This is a genomic window from Mesorhizobium sp. CU3 (assembly GCF_006442965.1).
Classification (GTDB): Bacteria; Pseudomonadota; Alphaproteobacteria; order Rhizobiales; family Rhizobiaceae; genus Mesorhizobium.
In genome coordinates this window covers 47580-67549 of sequence record NZ_VFWX01000022.1, presented here as the reverse complement: position 1 = coordinate 67549, position 19970 = coordinate 47580, and the positions used below count along the sequence as shown (strand labels likewise).

Sequence of the window (19970 nt, the reverse complement as noted above, 5' to 3'; positions counted from 1 at the left end):
CGACTTACCTGTCGAGTTCCGGAAAATACGGATCGGAATATTTGCGCCGTTCGCGCTCGCCCTGCAGACAGTCGACGGACGCCGCCATATCGATGCGAATGGTCTTTGCCCCGGTGATGCCGCTTACCTCCTGGATCAGCTTGCGGCGTATGGCGGTCGAAAACTCGGAAGCCGCATAGATCGGCAGTACGAACGAGCCTGGCCCGCCGGTGACGCAGTCGGCGTAATAGCGGTCGAGATGGCTGAAGCTGGGCGACGGGCTGATCAGGACCGGCAGACCGTTGATGACGATTCCCTTGGCCAGCGCAGCATCGCGCATCACGGCGACCGGCGGCCCGATATTGTTGGGTCCATCGCCCGATATGTCGATGACCCGGCGCGGCGCCGCGAAGTCTGCCTGTTCCAGAAGCCCCGCGCCGAAGCTCAGCGCGCCCGAGATCGAGGTGCCGCGAAAACTGCGGAACGGGCGGGACGCGACCCGGTCGGCAAAGGCATTGGCGCTGTCGTCGCCGTCGATCACCTGCCAGGCAAGGATGCCGTCGTCGCGCACCACGCCCGCCCATTCGAAATAGGCGAGCGCGATGCGGCCTCTTGGGCCGGAACGCACCGCATTGATGAAATCGGGGTGGCGCAGCGCCTCGACATACCCGGCGCGCTGCAGCGCGAACTCCTCCTCGTCCATCGACTGCGAGATGTCGACCGCGAGCACGAGCTCCACATCGACCGGCAATGCTTCGCCGCGCGCGGGCAGCGGCGCCCCCTCGGCGCAGGCGAGGCAAGCAAGCAGGCCGAACATCTCGAACATGGCAGCCTCCGACGATGTCGGGGATCAGCTATCGCAGCAGAATAAGCTACTTCTTCCTGGCGCGATGCACCACCGGCGGCGGCTCGATTGCGCCGGCCCGCATCCGCGCCGGCTTGAGCGGCGCGCTGCCGCTGTCCTTGACGATGGTGAGCGAGCGCGGGAAGAACTGGCTGTTGTGCAGGCCGCGTCCGATGTTGATGATGGCGGTGCCCGGCAGGCGCTTCTCCATCATCGACAGCACCCGCCGCAGTGACGGTCCGTCGAAGGCATCGAGCGCCTCGTCGATGATCACCCATTTCGGCTTGCGCAGAGCCAGCCGGGCAAAGGCGAGCGAGCGCTGTTCGTCATCACCGAGCTCGCGCTCCCAGCGCGCGGAGCGGTCGAGCGACGGCGACAGCCGCTCGAGGCCGACCTCGGCGAGCACCGCCGAGAAATCGGCATCGCTGGCAGGCGCCGCGCCATTCGGATGCAGCACCTCGCGCAGCGTCCCGGCGGGGAAATAAGGCACGCGCGGCACGAAGATGGGGGTTTCGCCGGCAGGCAGGCCGATCCGCCCCTTCCCCCACGGCCACAGGCCGGCAATGGCGCGGAAGAACAGCGTCTTGCCGGCGCCCGGCTCGCCGGTGACCATGACGCGCTCGCCCGGACGGATCTCGACATGGCCGTCCGCCAACTTGGTGCAGCCCTCCGGCGAGGACACCTGGAGCGTCTCGAAGGTCATGCTGCCATTGGCGTTGTCGCCGAACTCGATGCGCTTTTCCTTGTCGTGCAGCACGTCGGTCTCGACGAGCGCGATGCGGAAATCGGCGACACGCATCAGCGTGGCGCGCCAATCGGCGATGGCGCCGATATTGTTGATGAACCAGCGCAGCGAGGAATTCACCTGGTTGAAGGCGCCGACCGCCATCATCAGCCCGCCGAAGCTGATGTCGCCCGAGAAATAGACAGGCGCCGCGACCAGGATCGGCGCCACCACGGTGATCCAGCCATAGCCGTCGGTGACCCAGGACAGGTTGATCTGCGCCGTGTAGATGCGCCGCATGGCGGCAAGCACGGTGCCGAGGTCGATTTCGAGCCGCCGCCGGGCATCGGCTTCGCCATGATAGAGCGCAATCGCATCGACATTCTCGTTGACGCGCACCATCGAGGAGCGCAGCTCGGCTTCCCTTGTATAGCGGTCACTGTTGAGCACGATGAGCGGGCGCCCGACCAGCCAGCTCAGCCAGGACGCGACGCCCGCATAGATGAGCGCGGCCCACACCATGTAGCCGGGTATCGCCAGCGAATAGCCGCCGACATGGAAGACGAAGCCCGACGACAATTCCCACAGGACGCCGACGAAGGAGACCAGCAGGATGAACGACTGCAGCAGGCCGACACCGAGATCGGTCGACAGATCCGACAGATGCGCGGCGTCCTGCTGCATGCGCTGGTCGGGATTGACGCCGATGGCGCCGGCATTGGCCAGCCGGAAGGCGCGCGCCGGCCGCATCCACTGGTCGATCAGGTCGAGCGTCAGCGCCTCGCGCAGCTTCAGCCGGATCATCTGGTTGAGCCAGGTCTGGCCGATGTTGAGCACCAGAAGCCCGCCGGCGATCATGGCGAAGACCGTGAGCTGATGCAGGAAGGCCGCCATGTCGCGGCGCGCCAGCGCGTCGTAGAAGGGCTGGTTCCACCTGTTGAGCAGCACCTGTCCGATCGAGGTGGCGATGATGACGGCGACAATGCCGACCGACGTCCAGGCGAGCCATTTGCGGACCGGCGATGCCGCCAGCCCATGCTTGATCGTCGCCAGTTGGTCGCTGAGGCTGCTGGCCTCGACCGAGACGGCGGCGCCGGGCTTGGTATCTGCTTGCTCAGCCATTGAGGAAATCCATGTTTTCGGAAGCGGCAGTCAGCGCCGATGGCGCGCCGCGGCTTTTGCTCTGAGATAGGGTGACGATCGCGGCTTTGCACAAGGCGTGGCCGCGATCACGAACGCGTCACCCGTCCCGGCGCGGGATCGGCGGCCTGCCGGCCGAGCCGCGTCGCGCCTTGCGGCGAGAAGACCGGCACGAAAACGCGGCGCGAGGCGCGCTGCGCCACCGGCACGCCCTGGTAGAGCCGCTTCTGCGCCTCGACGACGATGACGCCGGAAAAGATCGGCCAGAACCGCCGCCCGGCCTTTTCCAGCACATTGTGGAAGCGCATCATGAAGCGGCGCGGCGAAGGCGGGAAGAACAGCGCGTCGCACCATGTGGCCGGGGTGAAGTTGGCCTCGCGCAGCAACTCGGTGATCTGGCCGCGCGAAAACGGCCGGCCGTTGCCGAAGGGCGTGTGCTCGAAGCGAGCCCACACGCCGCGCCGGTTGGGCACGACGATGACGACGCGCCCTGCCGGCGACAACACCCGCCAGATCTCGTTCAGGGTCTCGCGCGGATTCTCGGCATGTTCGAGCGAATGGACCAAAAGCACGCGGTCGATGCAGGAATCGACCAGCGGCAATTCCTCGTCGAAGACCAGCGCGGTCGCCGACGGCCCGGTCGCCGGCCACACCACCGCGCCCTGCGTTGCCGGCATGAAGGCAAAGACACGCTCGGCATCGGCGCCGAAGCGCTCCAGCCACGGCAGCGTATAGCCGAGGCCGACCAGCCGCTCGTTCGGCACCGTCGCCCAGATCGACGACAGCGCCATGGTGATCGAGCGCTCTGCCAGGCGTCCGAGCGTGGTCGAATAGAAGGAGCGCAGATCGACGATATCCGAATGCATGCGCGGGACGGTAGCCGCGAAGAAGCCTAAGTTCAACAAAGCCCGATGACATCGGCGGGCAAGCGCCCTATGTCTGCCGCGACAATGGAGAGCAACGAGATGCCCGTCGAAATCGAGCAGTTCATGTGCCGCACCGACAATTTCGGCGTGCTGGTGCACGACCCCAAAAGCGGCCAGACGGCGATCATCGATGCGCCGGAGGAAGCGCCGATCCTGGCCGCGATCAAGCGCACCGGATGGACGCCGACGCTGATCCTGACCACCCATCATCATGGCGACCATGTCGAGGCCAATCTGGCGCTGAAGGAGCGCTTCAAGCTGCGCATCGTCGGGCCAGAGGCCGAGAAGGCGAAGATCCCCGGCATCGACGAGACGGTGAAACAAGGTTCGGTCGTGCATCTTGGCGACGAACGGATCGAGGTCATCGAGACGCCCGGCCACACCGCCGGCCACGTCTCCTATTACCTGCCGGATTCGAAATTGGCCTTCACCGCCGACACGCTGTTTGCGCTGGGCTGCGGCCGCCTGTTCGAAGGCAAGCCACCGATGATGTATGAGTCGCTGAAGAAGCTCGCGGCCCTGCCGGCCGAAACGACCATCTATTGCGGTCACGAATACACCTTGGCCAACGCCCGCTTCGCGGTGACGGTCGACCCGACCAATCCGGCGCTGAGAGAGCGCGCGGCGAAGATCGAAGCACTTCGCGCCGACAACAAACCGACGTTGCCGACGACCATCGGCGAGGAATTGTCGACCAATCCGTTCCTGCGCTGGCACGATCCGGCGATCCGCAAGCATCTCGGCATGGAAAAGGCCTCGGACGCCGAGGTGTTCGCCGAGATCCGCAAGCGCAAGGACAATTTCTGATGTATGTCGCCCAAAGTGTGCAGCGGTTTTGGGGTAACGACATGCATCAAAGCAAAGACTTCGCATGACCGCCAGCGCCGCCGAAATCATCGCAACGCTTGACCTGCAACCGCATCCGGAAGGCGGCTGGTACGCGGAGACCTTTCGCGACACCGCGGCGGGCGGGCGGGGCCATTCCACCGCGATCTACTTCCTGCTCGAAAAAGGCCAGCTTTCGGCCTGGCACCGGGTGAAGGACGCCGCCGAGGTCTGGCACTTCTATGCCGGCGCGTCGCTGGCGCTGTCGATGCATGAGGAAGGCTCGGGTAACGTCATCGAGCAGGTGCTGGGCGCAGCCCTTGCCGCCGGCGAGCGACCGCAGATCGTCGTGCCGGCCGGCTGGTGGCAGTCGGCTCGCAGCCTCGGCGAATGGACGCTGGTCGGCTGCACGGTGGCGCCGGGTTTTGATTTTGCCGCATTCGAGCTGGCGGAGCCGGGCTGGCAGCCGAAGACTGCCTAAACGAGCAGGAACCCAAGCGTAATCGCCAGTTGCGCGGCGTAATAGAGCACCCAGACCGCGTAGCGCATCCAGACACGCTGCGGCGAGATCGCCGCGAGCAGGAAACGCTCGGTCGCCAGCAGCCCGTCCGACGCCATGAACAGCACCGCGCCGGCGATGACCCAGATCTTGTCGGTGGTGAGCGCAGATATGCCCATGGCCAGGATCGCCGCGATGTAGACGGCGATCGGGATGCGAAGTTGCGGTCCGACGCGGCGCCAGAGCGCGGCAAGCATGACGATGACGAAGGCCGCCATGGCGAGCGCGAGCGCGCCCCGCCACGATTCGGCGCTCAACAGGCCGAGCCCGCCGCCGGCCTGCACAAACAGCGCGACATAGACGATGTGGGCGGCGAGGAAGCTCGCCAGCCCGCCGAGAAATTCTTTTTCGCCGTCGCTGGACAGGAAGGCGTCGCCGACGGCGCTCAAGCCCAGCGCCGCGACCAACAGCAGCGGGCCGCCCTGCATCGCGGCGAGCACCGCCAGAAAGGCGATAGCGGCCGTCTTTGTCGCTGTACGCGACCATTTCGGCGGCATGTCGAGCGCAAAGGCGTAGATCACCGCCGCGACGAACGAGAACAGCAGCGTCGCGTTGGCATTGGCCTCGATGCCGCCGGGAAACGGCATCATGCGCTCACCTCTCTGGCCGCCGGCTTGCGCATCAGCAGCGATTTCGCCGCGAGTGCCGCGCCGCCGGTGATCAGCACGCAGGCCGCGAGAATGTGCCGCGACGGCTCGGCGACGCCGGCTGCGATCAGCACCATCGTCGACAGAAGCGGCGCGGCGTAGCTCGCAGCGCCCAGCACCTGGATGTTGCCGCGTTTGACGCCAATATCCCAAGCGTAGAAGGCCGCGCCCACCGGCATCAATCCCAGTCCAACCACCGCAAGCCATTGTCCTGGGCCATCCGGCAGCACCGTCTTCTCGAGCAGCAGATGGCAGGCCAGCGACAGCACCGAGGTCGCTGCGCAGAACCAGGTGACGATCGACGTCGGCACCGACGGGAAACGCCGCGACAAAAGCGAATAGGACGACCACAGAACCGCGCAGACCGCGGCCATCGCGTAGCCGAAGGCATAGCGCGCGTCGAAAGCCAGGCCGCCGCCCTTGGTGACGATCAGGACCGTGCCGGCAAGGCCGAGCAACGCGCCGACGACATGGTTCCAGGCCAGCCGCTCGCCCGGCATCAGCGACGAGCCGAGCACGATCAGCAGCGGCCAGAGATAGGCGATCAGGCTCGCCTCGACAGCCGGCGCGTTGCGCAGCGCGGTGAAGTAGAAGAAATGGTAGCCGAACAGCCCGGCGATGCCGATCACCCACACCTGTGGCGGTATCTTCTGGCTCTTGTCGGACGCCGGCATCAGCAGCCGGGCAGCGAGCCCGACGCAGGTGCCGATGGCGAAGGTGATGGCCGACAAAAGGAAGGGCGGCACCTGGCCGGAGGCGTCGGTGAGCAGCGCCAGCAGCGCCCACATGGCGACCGCCGAGAACCCGATCAATGTTGCGCGCCCCATGCGTTTCCCCGGCGGCGCGCCGGGCGCCGCAAAGCAATTCCAGGAAAAGTGCTTCGCGGTTTTCCGTCCGGAATTGCGTAAACTAGATTAGTTGACCGCTTCGAACCGTCCCGCGCTGATGGTCAACGGACCGATCTGGGTCCCGACGGTGGCGCGGATCGGCGCATATACGCCGGATTGGCCGACCGGCGCAAACGTCACCAGCATGCGGCTCTTGTTCTTCAGGAACTCCAGCGCCTTGCGGCCCTTGCGATAGCCCGCCACCGGCTCGAAACCCATCTTGCAGGTCACGGTGTCGCCCTTGTAGCCCTTGACCGAGATCGAGCCCTTCGAGGCATAGGTCAGCGTCAAATCGGCGCGCATCTCGCCGTCATAGAATTTGACGGTGCGCCCGCAGACCTTGTCGAGGCTGTCGGCATGGATGACGGTTGCCGCCATCGGGTCGAGCACCGCCTTCAGGTCGCCGGCGCCCATCGGCACCCAGGTCTGGGGATTGCGCTTGCCGGGCGCAGGCACGACTTGCGTCGACGTGACGGCGCCGTTGGTGAAGCGGATGTCGACCAGCGATGCCTTCTTGCCGGAGGTGTAGTCGGCCCGAAACACCTGCGGCTGCATCTGCGTATCCGACATGGTGCCTTTCGACGAGATCGTGCCTTTGGTGTCGTCGAAAAGCTTGCCGAGGCCGGCGGCCGAGACCGTACCGTCGATCGCATAATTATTGCCTTCATAGCGGCTGGAGAAACTTGCTCTGGCGATCGAAAGGCCGAGGAAGGACACCGTATATTCGCCCTTGAAGGATTGCGGCGAGGCGGCGAAGCTTGTTGCCGGCGCGGCTGCGGCAAGCAGCGCGGCAAGTGCATGAGACGGACGGAGCATGGCGGCTGGCGAACCCCTGGCTTTTCGGCCGGAAACGCAAAGGTACCAGCCTGGCAAATCCCTTCGTGGAGGGCTTATAAGGTGAAATCCGGCCTTAATATGGAGCGCGCCTGACCGCCGGCCACCTGCCGGAGCTTGACGCAGTGGTGAAATGCCACTATGGAACGCCAACTTTTCCAAAGGCCGCCTGACCGAGACCGCGCGCCGCCCGGCGCGGGCAGAATGGTTTGGCAGGCTTAGAACTGAGGTTATACAAAATGTCCCGCACCTGCGAGCTCACCGCCAAGGCAGTCCAGACCGGCAACAATGTGAGCCATGCCAACAACAAGACCAAGCGTCGCTTCCTGCCGAACCTGGTCAATGTCACGCTGATTTCGGAAGCGCTGAACCAGAACGTTCGCCTGCGCATTTCGGCCAACGCGCTGCGTTCGGTCGAGCATCGCGGCGGCCTCGACGCCTTCCTGGTGAAGGCCGACGCCAAGGAGCTGTCGCAGCGCGCCCGTCTGCTCAAGAAGCAGATCGCCAAGAAGCTCGCCGAGCAGCCGGCCGCTTAACAATTTCAGGCGGGGGACGACCGCCTCGGGTATCGGAGCGATCCGGTGCTCGGTATTGGCGAGCGGCAACGCTCGGCTGGTTCCATTACCCAGGATAAAAAAATGAACTTCCTGACGCGATATCTGCCTTTCGTGGCCGCCATGGCGCTTGTCGTCGTGGCCTCCAACATCCTTGTGCAGTTCCCGATGCAGGGCCAGGTCGGCGGCCTGGCGCTGGCCGACGTGCTGACCTGGGGCGCCTTCACCTATCCCTTCTCCTTCCTGGTCACCGACCTTGCCAACCGCCGCTACGGCCCGGCCGTGGCGCGCAAGGTGGTGTTCATCGGCTTCATGACCGCGGTGACCTGCTCGATCCTGATCCCGCCCTTCCTGTTCCGCCACGGCCTGATCGAATTCGAGACCGCCGCCGACCGACTGGTGCGGATCGCCGCTGCTTCGGGCGCCGCCTTCCTCACCGCGCAGTTGCTCGATGTCACGGTGTTCAATCGGCTGCGCCGGCAGAGTTGGTGGCGCGCGCCGATCATAGGCACGCTGGTCGGCTCTGTCTTCGACACCATCGTCTTCTTCGGTGTCGCCTTTTCAGCCGCCTTCTCCTTTGTCGGGCCGAACGACAGCTTCGCGCTCGAAACCGCGCCGCTGATGGGCGTGCTCCCGGTCGAGACGATGCGCTGGGTGTCCTGGGCGCTGGGCGATCTCTCGGTCAAGCTGATCATCGCCGTTGTCGCCTTGATCCCCTACCGTCTGCTTGCGGCGCGCTGGAGCCAGCCGGCCGCAGTCGTAACACCTTGATCCCCTGGGTCCAGCTCGATTCGGCCCGCACGCCGGACGGCGCGCAGGAACTTCGCCTGAAGCGGCGCGGCGCCGAATTCTCGATCATGCTGGGCACCAATGAGCTGATGAACAGCCGCCTCAGCGGCTCCGAAGAAGCGCTTGCCACGCTGTCCTGTCAGCGGCTTGCCGGCCGCCTCCGCCCAAACATCCTCATCGGCGGGCTCGGCATGGGTTTCACCTTGCGCGCCGCTCTCGCCGCCTTCGGCGCCGATGCCGCCATCACTGTCGCCGAGCTCGTCCCGGCGGTCGTCGCCTGGGCGCGCGGCCCGATGTCCGAGATTTTTGCCGGCTGCCTCGACGATCCCCGCGTCGCCATTCGCGAGGCCGATGTCGGCCAATTGATCGGGGCCGGGAAGGCCGCCTGGGATGCCATCCTGCTCGATGTCGACAATGGTCCCGAAGGCATCGTCCACAAAGGCAATGACCGGCTCTACAACGCCGCCGGCCTGGCAACCGCGCTTGCTGCCCTGAAGCCCGGCGGCTTGCTTGCGGTCTGGTCGCAAGGACCGGACAGCGGCTTCACGCGGCGGCTGAAACAGGCGGGGTTTGCCGTCGAAGAGATCAATGTGCGCGCCCGCGCCAAGCGCGGCGCCCGCCACGTGATCTGGATTGCGGCAAAGCCGTAATCTGGATTGCAACCAAGGGCCGCTGATTCTCATACCGGCCGCTCGCTTCCTGCCCGCTTTACGCTTTGTTACGCCCAATGGTGCAGGATCGCGAAAACCTCTCTCTTGATTAGGACGCAATTCCGGACGGAAAACCGCTTCGCACTTTTCCTGGAATTGCTTGGGAACACCGCGACAAGTCATGACCGCGCAAGGCACCGGCTGGAAACACGATCTCCTGCTTGCGTTCTGCGCCATGCTGGTGGTGCTGGCGATCAACTGGGTGTCCGGCTTTCCGACGCTTGTCGACTATGGTTCCGACAATGACAGCATGCTGCAGCTGGTCGAGGTTCGAGACCTGCTCGCCGGCCAGAGCTGGTTCGACCTGCATCAATACCGGATGGGCCTGTCGGGCGGCTTCCTGATGCATTGGTCGCGGCTGGTCGACGGACCGATCGCGTTGATCATCCTTGCCACCGAGGCCCTGGGCGCCAGCGCGCAAACCGCGGAAAGAGCCGCGCAGATCATCTGGCCGACCCTGCTCTACGGGCTGACGATCTTCGTCATCATACGCGCCGCGCGCCGCTTCGCCGGAACGGATGTGGCGATGCCTTCCCTGATCCTGTCGACCGCCGGGCTTTTCTTCTTGCTCATCTTCAGCCCGGGCGTGATCGACCATCACAATGTCCAGGTGTTTTTGACCGCGGCGAGCCTCTGGCTACTGATGGAAGCGCCCTTCTGGCGGCCGGCCGCGCTGCTTTCCGGCGTCTGCGCGGGCCTGACGCTTGCCGTCGGCATGGAAACTGCCCCTTATGTGGCGGTGCTGGGCATCTGCGCCGCCGTGTTCTTCATCCTCGATGAAAGGGAGCGTCTGACGGCACGGGGTTTTGGCCTCGGATTTGCCGGCATCGCGACAATCGTCTTCGTCGCGACCATCCGGCCGTCCGCCTGGAGCGTCGCCCAGTGCGACGCCTTCTCGTCCTTCCAGTTCGCGGTTGCAGCCCTGTCCGGTTTCGGCATCGCGGCGATCGCCGGCATGTCTGCCGGCTCGACGGTCAGGTCGCGGCTCATCCTGATGGCGGTGCTGGCGGCGATTGTCGCGGCCATCGTGGTCGTGTTCTTTCCGCAATGCCTGGCGCCGCCCTATGCCGGCATAGACGAGCGCATCCGCACCTATTGGCTGAACGACGTCGTCGAGGCGCAGCCCTTCTGGAGCGTCGCCGTCAATCAGCCGAAGCTCATGGCGGCGCGCTACGTCACGCCCTTCATCGCCATCCTTCTGATCGGCTTCCAGCTTCGCAGCCGCCGCCTGCGCCGCGAAGAAGCAATTGCCGCAGCTCTGCTCGTCGCCGCCTTCGCCGTCAGCCTCTGGGAGGTGCGCGCCTCGACCTTCGCTGTGGCCTTCGCGGTGCTGCCGCTCTCGGCCTGGATCGCGAAAATCCGCCTGCAGGCAGGCGCTATCCGCATTGCCGCGGCCTGGCTGGTCTCGCTCAATGCCACCTGGGCCGGGGTCGCCGCGGCCGCGCAGTCCGTGGTCCAGAAAACCCCGCCTCAGATCAATTCCGACGCGGACCATGCGGTCACCTGCGGCAAACCTGGCGACTTCGGCAATCTTGCCGCCATGCCGGCAACCACGGTGCTTGCTTCGTCCAATCTCGGCTCGGGCATATTGATGTTCACCGGCCACCACGCGCTGGCCGGCCCCTATCACCGCAACATCGCCGGCAATCTCGCCATGTTCGACGCCTTCATGGGGACGCCGGACGCCGCGCGCACCATCATCGAGCGCGAGCATGTCCGGCTGATCGCGATCTGCCGCGACAACACCGAAGAAATCTCTCTCGCGAAAGACGCGCCCTCGGGCCTGGTTGCACAATTGCTGCGCGGCGAGGCGCCGGACTGGCTCGAGCTGGACAGCGCGACCGCCGGCAAGCCGATCGAGATTTACAAAGTCCGCTGAAACATCTGAAAAAGCGCGCTCAGTCCTGGTGGAGAATGAACTCCAGATAGAGGTTGCGCTGCAGAATCGAATGGTTGTCGTCGGACATCAGCGAAACCATCACCGCGCCGTCGTCGCGGGTCCAGACGTCGAGCCCTTCCATATTGTCGATCTGGTAGCCCATGTCGGCCTCAAGCAGCACAGGCCCGTCGGCGATCGCGCCTTTCTCGACGCTCTCGCCATAGATGCGCCTCAGCCGCATCTTCACCCCGCGCGCCATCGAAAAGCTGCGCTCCAGAAGCAGAAGGTCGCCGTCCGGCAGGAAGGCGCCGTCGGTGATGTCGAAGTCGCCGTTGCGCTTGACGGTGAAGATGCCCTTGTGCGGCCCTTCGATGATCGCGGCGTAGACATTGCCCGATTTGTCGAGGCTTCGCTCCGAGACAACGACCAGGCCGCCTTCATGCTGCCCGTAGGGATTGGCGTTTGTGACGGTCTCGAAGCCGCGGTTCTGGCGCAGCTCGCGCGCCGGCACCAGGAAATCGAGCTGCCTGAACGGCGCCTTCATGTTGTCGGGGTCGATTTTGAACTGGGCGACGCGCTGGTCGCGCTCGAAGCCGACCGTGGCGATGCCGTCCTTGACCGCCAGCCCTTCGGCGTCGACCTCCCACTTCTTGTCGATCGGTTGGCCCGAAGCGTCGACCATCTGCTGCATGCGGAAATTCGCGATGCCCGAAGGGCGCTTGTCGGCGTCACGCGTGATCGTGCCGAAGAACCAGAAGCCGGTATCGGCGACGCCGATGAAATCGCCGCCGGGCTTCAGGAACCGAAACGCCGACAGCGCGCCGAAATCGCGCGAAGGCGAACTCATTTCCAGCCCGCCGACGAATTCGAGCGTGCCGAACCGCGTCTCGTCATGGCCGATATGGAACTGATTGATCGGCCGCGCTGCAACCTCGACCGCCTCGATCGGAGCGCGTTGGGCGGCAATTGCCGGAGAAAGGACCGCGCCGCAGACCAGCATGCAGGCGAAAAGCGTCCGCCGCGCATACCGGCCAGGAAAGATCATCCGGCGCGCCGCAGGCCGCCGCGGCGGGTGTCGCGCGCGCTTTCCTCGCCGAACAGCGAGGCGAGCTGCTCGGTCATGGCGCCGGCCAGTTCCTCGGCGTCGACGATGGTGACGGCGCGGCGATAATAGCGCGTCACGTCATGGCCGATGCCGATGGCTAAAAGCTCGACCGGCGAGCGCGTCTCGATGAGCTCGATGACGCCGCGCAGGTGCCGCTCCAGATAGTTGCCCGGATTGACCGAGAGCGTGGAATCGTCGACCGGCGCGCCGTCCGAGATCATCATCAGGATCTTGCGCTGCTCGGGACGGCCGATCAGCCGGTTATGCGCCCAAAGCAGCGCCTCGCCGTCGATGTTTTCCTTGAGCAGGCCCTCGCGCATCATCAGGCCGAGATTGCGCCGTGCGCGCCGCCACGGATGGTCCGCGGACTTGTAGATGATGTGGCGCAAATCGTTGAGGCGGCCGGGGTTCGGCGGCTTGCCGTCCTTCAGCCATTTTTCGCGCGCCTGCCCGCCCTTCCAGGCCCGCGTGGTGAAGCCGAGGATCTCCACCGAAACGCCGCAGCGCTCCAGCGTACGCGCAAGGATGTCGGCGCAGGTCGCCGCCACCGTGATCGGCCGGCCGCGCATCGAGCCGGAATTGTCGAGCACCAGCGACACCACCGTGTCGCGGAATTTCGTGTCGCGCTCCTGCTTGAAGGACAAAGGCTGCATCGGATCGATGACGACGCGCACTAGCCGCGCCGGATCGAGATAGCCTTCCTCAAGGTCGAAATCCCAAGAGCGGTTCTGCTGTGCCATCAGCCGCCGCTGCAGCCGGTTGGCCAGCCGTCCGACGACACCGGAAAGATTGGCCAGCTGCTTGTCGAGGAAAGCGCGCAGCCGGTCGAGTTCTTCTTCCTCGCAAAGGTCCTCGGCGCCGACCGTTTCGTCGAAGGCAGTGGTGAAGACCTTGTAGTCGATCTCTTTCGGCAGGTTGAGGAACGGGTTGTCGTTGCGCTTGGCCTCGCCCGGCGTCTCGGCGTCGGCATCGTCCTCGTCGGAGAGATCGTCGGAGGTGGCGTCGGTCGCTTCCGTCTCGGCCGATTCTTCCTCGTCGGCGGAGGCCTCGGCATCCTCGGACTGCGACTGCTCGGAGCCGGAATCCTCCTCGCCGCCTTCCTCGCTCTGGTCCTCGCCCTGCTGTTCGTTTTCCTCGCTGTCTTCGGAGTCCTCGGTCTCCTGGTCGTCGCCGAGCTCCTCGGCCATCTCCATGGAGACCAGCATGTCGCGCACGACGCGCGCGAATGCCTGCTGGTCGTCGAGCTTGGCCGACAGGCCGTCGAGATCGCCGCTCGCCTTCTCTTCGACCCAGGGGCGCCACAGATCGACCAGCCGCTCGCCGCTCTTCGGCACGGCGCGGCCGGTGAGCTTCTCGCGCACGATCAGCGCGATCGCCTCTTCGAGCGGCGCGTCGGCCTTGTCCTTGACGTCGACGAGGTTCGCCTTGGCGTATTTGTCCTCGAGCATCGAGCCGATATTGTCGGCGACGCCCTGCATGGCGCGGCTGCCGATCGCCTCGACGCGCGCCTGCTCGACCGCGTCGAAGATGGAACGCGCCAGTTTGCCTTCCGGCGCCAGCTTGGTGTGGATGCGCTGATCGTGGCAGGCGCGCTTGAGCGCCATGGAATCGCCGATGCCGCGGGTGATCGCGATGTCGTTGCGGGTGGCTTTCTTCGGCAATTCGGGCAGCCGCGCGCGGCTGCCGGCCAGCGCCGGCCGATCCTTGGCGAAACCGACCTCGAGATCCTTGTCGCCGGCGACGGCCCGCATACAGACGGTGACGGCGCGCTTGAAGCTGTCCGCTTCAGACCCGTTTTTCGGCTTGTTGCGCGTGTTGTCGCCCGGACCCGCCATTCATCATTCCCTGCGCGATTTCATGCTGAAAGGCCGGAGGCCTTTCAACTGCGCGCTACCCCAGCACCACGTTGGCGGCGCTTTCCGGCAATTCCTCGCCGAAGGCGCGCTGGTAGAATTCGGCGACCACCGAACGCTCCAGCTCGTCGCATTTGTTGAGGAAGGTCAGCCGGAACGCCATGCCGACATCGCCGAAGATCTCGGCATTCTCGGCCCAGGTGATGACGGTACGCGGGCTCATCACGGTCGACAGGTCGCCATTGATGAAGGCCGAGCGCGTCATGTCGGCGACGCGCACCATCTTGTTGACGATGTCCTTGCCCTTGGGGTCGCGATAGTGCTTGGCCTTGGCCAGCACGATGTTCACCTCGTTGTCGTGCGGCAAATAGTTCAGCGTGGTGACGATCGACCAGCGGTCCATCTGCGCCTGGTTGATCTGCTGCGTGCCGTGATAGAGGCCGGTGGTGTCGCCCAGGCCCACCGTGTTGGCGGTGGCGAACAGCCGGAAGGCCGGATGCGGGCGGATGACGCGGCTCTGGTCGAGCAGCGTCAGGCGTCCCGACGATTCCAAGACGCGCTGGATGACGAACATCACATCCGGGCGGCCGGCATCGTATTCGTCGAAGCAGAGCGCGACGTTGTGCTGGTAGGCCCAGGGCAGGATGCCGTCGCGGAATTCGGTGACCTGCAGCCCTTCCTTGACGACGATGGCGTCCTTGCCGACGAGGTCGATACGGCTGACATGGCTGTCGAGGTTGACGCGCACGCAAGGCCAGTTGAGGCGCGCCGCGACCTGCTCGATATGGGTCGACTTGCCGGTGCCGTGATAGCCCGACACCATGACGCGGCGGTTGTAGGCAAAGCCGGCCAGGATCGCCAGCGTCGTCGCCTTATCGAACAGATAATCCGGATCGATATCCGGCACATGCTCGCTCGCCACCGAATAGGCGGGAACCACCATCTTGGAGTCGAAGCCGAATTTCTCCTTCACCGACACAGTCGTGTCGGGCAGGTTGGCGATGTCGCGATCGACCTTGTTCATCTCTATCAACGTCTCCACAAGCGAAACGCCGCGTTTCGCCGGCAATCGATTTTGTCCGGGGGCGGTCTTAGTGCCTTTTCCAACCTTATGAAAGTTGGAAAACGACATGGACCGTAGGGCCGCTCAGCACAAACCTGCCTGCTTGAGCACGCGATAGGCCTGCAGCACATCGCGGAACCGGTCTTCCGAACCTCTGTCGCCGCCATTCGCATCCGGATGGTGGCGCTTCACGAGTTCCTTATAGCGCGCCTTGATGTCCTGACCAGTCGCCTTTGTATCAAGACCAAGCGTTTCCAGCGCCTTGGCCTCAAGCGGCTTGGCCTTGCGCTCACGCGGCTCCCTGGGCCCGTTGGTGAACAGGTTGAAGGGATCGCGCATGCGGTTGTAGTAGCCGGCGCGGCCCGAGCGCTGCTGCGCGAAATCCGGCGCCGAGCGCGTCCCGCCGCCATTGGCGCCCATGCGCCAGGTCGGCCTGTGGCCGGTCAGCGCCTCTTTCTGGAAGCGGGCGATCTCTGTGTCCGACACGCCGGAGAAATAATTGAAGCCCTTGTTGTATTCGCGCACGTGCTCGAAGCAGAAGCGGAAATACTCGCCCTCCTTCAGCCGTCCGACCGGCGCGCGATGCGTGCCGGCCTCCTTGCAACCGTCCCACTGGCAGATCGGCGCGCGCGACTTCAGTTCGGCGTCCTTCTCCGGCCGGATCCGGATTTTCTCGAAATATTTGGGATACGATTTCATCTCACCCATTTATGGGCTGTTCGCATATGCGAAACAAGAATTGACATTTCGCCGATGATCGCCCTAACCGCTGAATCGCGGCTTAAAAGCGGTCGAAAACATATAGCTGCGGCTTATGCCGTCAGGATTTTGCGGCTGTGCCGCAGATAACTTGCGGCTATGCCGTCATGTGGTGAAGGGAAGCCCGAATGTCCATACAGGCAACGATGGAAGATAAGCTGAAGGCGGCATTTTCGCCGGAGCGGCTGGTCATCATCAACGAAAGCCATTTGCACGCCGGTCACCATCACCACGGCTCCGACCATCACGGCGCCTATGACGGCACCGGCGAGACGCATTTTCGCGTCCGCATCGTTTCCCCGAATTTCGCCGGCATGAGCCGCATCGACCGCCACCGCGCCGTCAACGAACTGCTTGCCGACGAACTGAAAACCGGCGTGCACGCGCTCGCGATCGAGCCGGCGGCGCCGGGTGAGAAGACGCGCTGGTAACGTTTGAGAGACCGAAACCCGGCTAGATCACCGCTTCGATAAGAAACGGCCCGGGCCGCGACATGGCGCTATCCAGCAGCGCATCAAATCTTTCGCAGGTGTCGGCACGGGCCGCTTCTACGCCCATGCCGTTTGCCAGCGCGACCCAGTCGAGCGCCGGCTGGTCGAGGTCGAGCATGCGCCTGGCATTCTCGCCGATTGAATTCACCCCGACATTGCGCATTTCGCCGTGCAGGATAGCGTAGGTGCGGTTGGAAAAGACGATGCTCACCACGTCGAGCTTTTCGCGCGCCTGCGTCCACAGGCCCTGCACCGTGTACATGCCGCTGCCATCGGCCTCCAGGTTGACCACCTTGCGGCCGGGACAAGCGATTGCAGCACCGGTCGCCATCGGAATGCCACCACCGATCGAGCCGCCAGTGCCCATCATATAGTCGTGCGGCGCGGCGAAGGCCGAGAGCGCGAAGTAGCGCCGCGCCGAGGTGACCGCCTCGTCGCAGACGATCGCATTGTCGGGCAGTTTTCTTGCAACCGAGAGCGCCATCGCATCATCGGTCAGCTTGCCACTCGGCGTGGGCTCATCGGGGAAGATCGAGGCGGCGGCAAAGTGCTGCGACGGCTTTATGCCGAGCTCGTCGCGGAGCGCCGCAAGTGCTGCCTTCAAATCCTCGCCATGCGCGGCAAGTGTCATAATCTCGCAACCGTCTTGAACAAGCCGCCCTGGCTTGCCGGGATAGGCGAAGAAGGCCACAGGCTCCCTCGCGCCGATCAGGATCAGGACATCGATGTCGGCCAGAAGAGCGCGTGCCGCATCGATCGGATAGGGAATGCGGGTCGGCGCGACACGCCCGCGTCCGCGTTGGATGCGTGCGATCAGAACCTCGCTGAACAGGCGCACGCCCCTGGCCTGCGCGATCTGGCCGGCGATTTCCAACGCATCCGCGCGTGCCGCTTGCCCGCGCACGATCATGCCGACGCGGCCGGATGCGCCACGAACGGCTTCGGCAATCTCACGCACGGCATCCATGTTCACGGCCGGTGGTGCCGGGAGATCCACCTTCGCCAATCGCACGGGGCTGGCCTCGCCCCAGGCGGCATCCGCAGGCAGGATCAGCGTCGTGACGCTCGGCGGCGTCAACGAAGCGCGGATGGCTTCTTGCGCGGCCGGAGCGATATCGGCCGGGCCGGCGATGCGGCGAACCCAGTTCGACATCGGCGCCGCGAGCCCTTCGATGTCGCTGGTCAACGGCGCATCCAGCGCCAGGTGGTAGGAGGCATGATCACCGACAATGTTGATCATCGGCACGCGGGCGCGACGGGCGTTGTGCATGTTGGCCAGGCCGTTGGCGAGCCCTGGCCCGGTATGCAGCAGCGTCGCCGCCGGCCGGTCGGTCATCCGGGCATAGCCGTCGGCGGCCCCGGTCACCACGCCTTCGGCAAGTCCGAGAACGCAGCGCATTTCCGGCTTGCGATCGAGTGCGGCGACGAAGTGCATTTCCGACGTGCCGGGATTGGCGAAGCAGACATTGACGTCGTTTGCCAGCAGCACGTCGCACAGAACGTCGGCTCCATTCATGCAATTACCCCTCTGTGTCGAAGAGCAATTGAGCCCGTATGCCTCCACGCCGCAATACGCTGTCGCCGTCTTTGACGTGATCCAGGCCGGGGACGCGACCCAGCTTCGTCTGCTCGGCTGTCAGCCGACATTCGCCTTCAAAAACGCCATCACCTTGACCGTCAGCGCGTCGCCGTCCGTGCCGAAATCGCCATTGATCGACATGTGCGTGTAGGCGCTGCCGTCGAACAGCGTGACCGCGGTGCCGGTGGCGCGCAGGCGCTCGGCGAAGGCTTTCGACTCCTCGCCGCGGCCAGGGGCGCGTGAATAGGCGATGAAGGTCGGTGGGTGCTTCTTGCCGTCGACATGGCTCGCCGGCGACAAGGCCGCCCATTGCGAAGGATCGGAAAAGACCCGCGCATAGGCCCCCACCATGCCGCCATCCTTCGACAGCGCGGCCAGATCATAGGCCCTGGTGTCGTCGAGCACGAGCGCGGCAACGCCCGGCAATCCGCCGCGCATGCCGGTGAGCGCGATCAGGTGGCAACCGGCCGAGTGGCCCATGCCGGCGATGCGGTTCGGGTTGCCGCCATAGCGGGCGATGTTGGCGCGCACATAGGCATAGGCCTTCTCGACATCGCCGGCCTGGGTCGCGACATCGGCCTCGGGCAGCATGCGATAGTCGATCGAGACGAACACGAAGCCGTTGGCGAGCAGGAAGGCGGGTTTCGCCCCGACCTGGCTGCGCTTGCCGAACATCCAGGCGCCGCCATGCACGAAAAACGCCACCGGCAGGTTCTTCGCGCCGTCAGGCGCGTAGATGTCGAGCTTGGCAGGTCCGTAATCGAGGGTGACGGGCGATGGCCGATCCCGGGCCGCCAACGCCCCGGCCGGAAGCAGCGCAGCCATCGAGGCCAGAAGCAAGGTTCGCCGATCGATCATCGTCGTTCTCTCCACGTCGCCGGGCTGCAAAATGCACCGCTGGGCGGCGGAGTTCCAATGAAGGATTGGTAAGGTACCCTAAACGACCGGCCTGATGCGCAGCCTGGCGATGCGGTTCTTCTCGCGCTTCATCACCACGAAACGCTTGCCGTGAAAGGTAAAAGCCTGCTTCTCCTCCGGGATCGACTGCGTCTCGTGGATGACAAGGCCGGCAATCGTCGTCGCCTCCTCGTCGGGCAGGTCCCAGTCGAGCGCGCGGTTGAGATCGCGGATCGGCACGGTGCCGTCGACGACCACCGAGCCGTCCGCTTCCTTCTTGACGCCCTGCATGTCGACATCGTGCTCGTCGGCGATCTCGCCGACGATCTCTTCGATGATGTCTTCGAGCGTCACCAGCCCTTCCACCTCGCCATATTCGTCGACGACGATGGCGAAATGCGTCTTGCGGCGCAGGAAGGCGTTGAGCTGTTCCTGCAAGGTGGTGGTGTCGGGCACGAACCACGGCTTTGCTGCGATCTTCATCACGTCGATCCGCGAGAAATCGTTGCCGACCTCGTTCAGGGCTCTCAGCAGATCCTTGGCGTGCAGCACGCCGACGATGTTGTCGAGCGAGCCTTTCCAGAGCGGCATGCGGGTGTGCGGGCTGGTCAGGATCTCGCGCACCACCGCTTCCGGCGCGTTGTCGGCATTGACCGAGCGCATATTGGTGCGGTGGACCATGATGTCGGAGACTTCGAGCTCTTCGAGGTCGAACAACCCTTCGAGGCGATTGCGCGGCTCCTGCGGCGAGGAACTCTCGCGGCGGGGATCCTCGTCCGTCTGTGCCGTCTGCTCCGCCCGCTTCGCCTCAACCGGCTGCAGCCTGTAGCCGAAGGCGGCGAGCAGGCGCGTGCGCAGCAGAAGCGCCAGAAGCACGATGGCGGCGAAGACGGCGGCGACGATCCAGCCGGCGTCGATCATCTGGA

At 64.9% G+C, this 19970-nt stretch carries 20 protein-coding genes; 7 read left to right on the top strand and 13 right to left on the bottom strand.

Annotated features, from left to right (window positions below; all coding sequences use genetic code 11):
- Positions 1-4: 4 nt before the first annotated feature.
- From FJ988_RS27045 to FJ988_RS27035, 3 genes are all read right to left on the bottom strand, one after another.
- Positions 5-805 (bottom strand): DUF1194 domain-containing protein, encoded by an 801-nt coding sequence (locus tag FJ988_RS27045; RefSeq protein WP_140821756.1) that lies wholly within the window; start codon positions 803-805, stop codon positions 5-7.
- A 46-nt stretch (positions 806-851) separates the two neighbouring features.
- On the bottom strand, positions 852-2669 hold the full coding sequence (locus tag FJ988_RS27040; protein WP_140821754.1) for an ABC transporter ATP-binding protein/permease: 1818 nt from the start codon (positions 2667-2669) through the stop codon (positions 852-854).
- A 107-nt stretch (positions 2670-2776) separates the two neighbouring features.
- Positions 2777-3553 carry a class I SAM-dependent methyltransferase gene (locus FJ988_RS27035; RefSeq protein ID WP_140821752.1) on the bottom strand — a complete coding sequence of 259 codons (777 nt, stop codon included), beginning with the start codon at positions 3551-3553 and terminating at the stop codon, positions 2777-2779.
- A 99-nt stretch (positions 3554-3652) separates the two neighbouring features.
- Between FJ988_RS27035 and gloB the strand changes: the two genes are divergently transcribed.
- Positions 3653-4420 (top strand): hydroxyacylglutathione hydrolase, encoded by a 768-nt coding sequence (gene gloB, locus FJ988_RS27030; RefSeq protein ID WP_140821750.1) that lies wholly within the window; start codon positions 3653-3655, stop codon positions 4418-4420.
- Between the two features lie 64 nt (positions 4421-4484).
- Positions 4485-4919 (top strand): cupin domain-containing protein, encoded by a 435-nt coding sequence (locus FJ988_RS27025; RefSeq protein ID WP_140821749.1) that lies wholly within the window; start codon positions 4485-4487, stop codon positions 4917-4919.
- Here FJ988_RS27025 and FJ988_RS27020 read toward each other — a convergent pair.
- The 3 genes from FJ988_RS27020 to FJ988_RS27010 form a co-directional block, all read right to left on the bottom strand.
- Positions 4916-5587 (bottom strand): lysoplasmalogenase, encoded by a 672-nt coding sequence (locus FJ988_RS27020; protein WP_140821747.1) that lies wholly within the window; start codon positions 5585-5587, stop codon positions 4916-4918. The two genes, FJ988_RS27025 and FJ988_RS27020, sit on opposite strands and share 4 nt — an antisense overlap.
- Complete coding sequence (locus FJ988_RS27015; RefSeq protein ID WP_140821745.1) at positions 5584-6471, bottom strand: DMT family transporter; 888 nt, start codon at positions 6469-6471, stop codon at positions 5584-5586. The genes FJ988_RS27020 and FJ988_RS27015 overlap by 4 nt, the downstream gene beginning before the upstream one ends.
- Positions 6472-6558: 87 nt before the next feature.
- Entirely contained in the window at positions 6559-7347 is a 789-nt protein-coding gene (locus FJ988_RS27010) for a DUF3108 domain-containing protein (protein ID WP_140821743.1), read from the bottom strand.
- A gap of 257 nt (positions 7348-7604) precedes the next feature.
- Between FJ988_RS27010 and rpmB the strand changes: the two genes are divergently transcribed.
- From rpmB to FJ988_RS26990, 4 genes are all read left to right on the top strand, one after another.
- On the top strand, positions 7605-7901 hold the full coding sequence (gene rpmB, locus FJ988_RS27005) for a 50S ribosomal protein L28 (protein WP_140821741.1): 297 nt from the start codon (positions 7605-7607) through the stop codon (positions 7899-7901).
- Positions 7902-8003: 102 nt separating this feature from the next.
- Positions 8004-8690, top strand: coding sequence for a queuosine precursor transporter (locus tag FJ988_RS27000; RefSeq protein ID WP_140821739.1), 687 nt, complete (start codon positions 8004-8006; stop codon positions 8688-8690).
- The gene (locus tag FJ988_RS26995) at positions 8687-9358 is read left to right on the top strand and encodes a hypothetical protein (protein ID WP_140821737.1); all 672 of its coding nucleotides are present in this window, start codon (positions 8687-8689) and stop codon (positions 9356-9358) included. Before FJ988_RS27000 ends, FJ988_RS26995 begins: the two co-directional genes overlap by 4 nt.
- A gap of 181 nt (positions 9359-9539) precedes the next feature.
- Positions 9540-11297, top strand: coding sequence for a GtrA family protein (locus FJ988_RS26990; protein ID WP_140821736.1), 1758 nt, complete (start codon positions 9540-9542; stop codon positions 11295-11297).
- A gap of 19 nt (positions 11298-11316) precedes the next feature.
- On the opposite strand, the gene FJ988_RS26985 is transcribed toward FJ988_RS26990, so the two are convergent.
- The 4 genes from FJ988_RS26985 to FJ988_RS26970 all read right to left on the bottom strand — a co-directional run bounded on the left by FJ988_RS26985 (position 11317) and on the right by FJ988_RS26970 (position 16026).
- Positions 11317-12342, bottom strand: coding sequence for an esterase-like activity of phytase family protein (locus FJ988_RS26985; RefSeq protein ID WP_140821734.1), 1026 nt, complete (start codon positions 12340-12342; stop codon positions 11317-11319).
- Positions 12339-14237: a cobaltochelatase subunit CobT gene (gene cobT / locus FJ988_RS26980; protein ID WP_140821732.1), complete on the bottom strand. Its 1899-nt coding sequence runs from the start codon at positions 14235-14237 to the stop codon at positions 12339-12341. The genes FJ988_RS26985 and cobT overlap by 4 nt, the downstream gene beginning before the upstream one ends.
- A gap of 55 nt (positions 14238-14292) precedes the next feature.
- Positions 14293-15279, bottom strand: coding sequence for a cobaltochelatase subunit CobS (gene cobS / locus FJ988_RS26975; protein ID WP_140821730.1), 987 nt, complete (start codon positions 15277-15279; stop codon positions 14293-14295).
- Between the two features lie 123 nt (positions 15280-15402).
- On the bottom strand, positions 15403-16026 hold the full coding sequence (locus FJ988_RS26970) for a J domain-containing protein (protein WP_140821728.1): 624 nt from the start codon (positions 16024-16026) through the stop codon (positions 15403-15405).
- A 179-nt stretch (positions 16027-16205) separates the two neighbouring features.
- Here FJ988_RS26970 and FJ988_RS26965 point away from each other — a divergent pair, with 179 nt between their 5' ends.
- Positions 16206-16508: a BolA family transcriptional regulator gene (locus FJ988_RS26965; RefSeq protein ID WP_140821726.1), complete on the top strand. Its 303-nt coding sequence runs from the start codon at positions 16206-16208 to the stop codon at positions 16506-16508.
- Positions 16509-16530: 22 nt separating this feature from the next.
- On the opposite strand, the gene FJ988_RS26960 is transcribed toward FJ988_RS26965, so the two are convergent.
- The 3 genes from FJ988_RS26960 to FJ988_RS26950 all read right to left on the bottom strand — a co-directional run bounded on the left by FJ988_RS26960 (position 16531) and on the right by FJ988_RS26950 (position 19965).
- Entirely contained in the window at positions 16531-18084 is a 1554-nt protein-coding gene (locus FJ988_RS26960) for an acetolactate synthase large subunit (protein WP_140821724.1), read from the bottom strand.
- 120 nt (positions 18085-18204) lie between these two features.
- Positions 18205-19005 carry an alpha/beta hydrolase gene (locus FJ988_RS26955; RefSeq protein ID WP_140821722.1) on the bottom strand — a complete coding sequence of 267 codons (801 nt, stop codon included), beginning with the start codon at positions 19003-19005 and terminating at the stop codon, positions 18205-18207.
- Between the two features lie 78 nt (positions 19006-19083).
- Positions 19084-19965, bottom strand: a complete 882-nt coding sequence (locus tag FJ988_RS26950; RefSeq protein WP_140821720.1) for an HlyC/CorC family transporter — start codon at positions 19963-19965, stop codon at positions 19084-19086.
- Between the last annotated feature and the right edge of the window lie 5 nt (positions 19966-19970).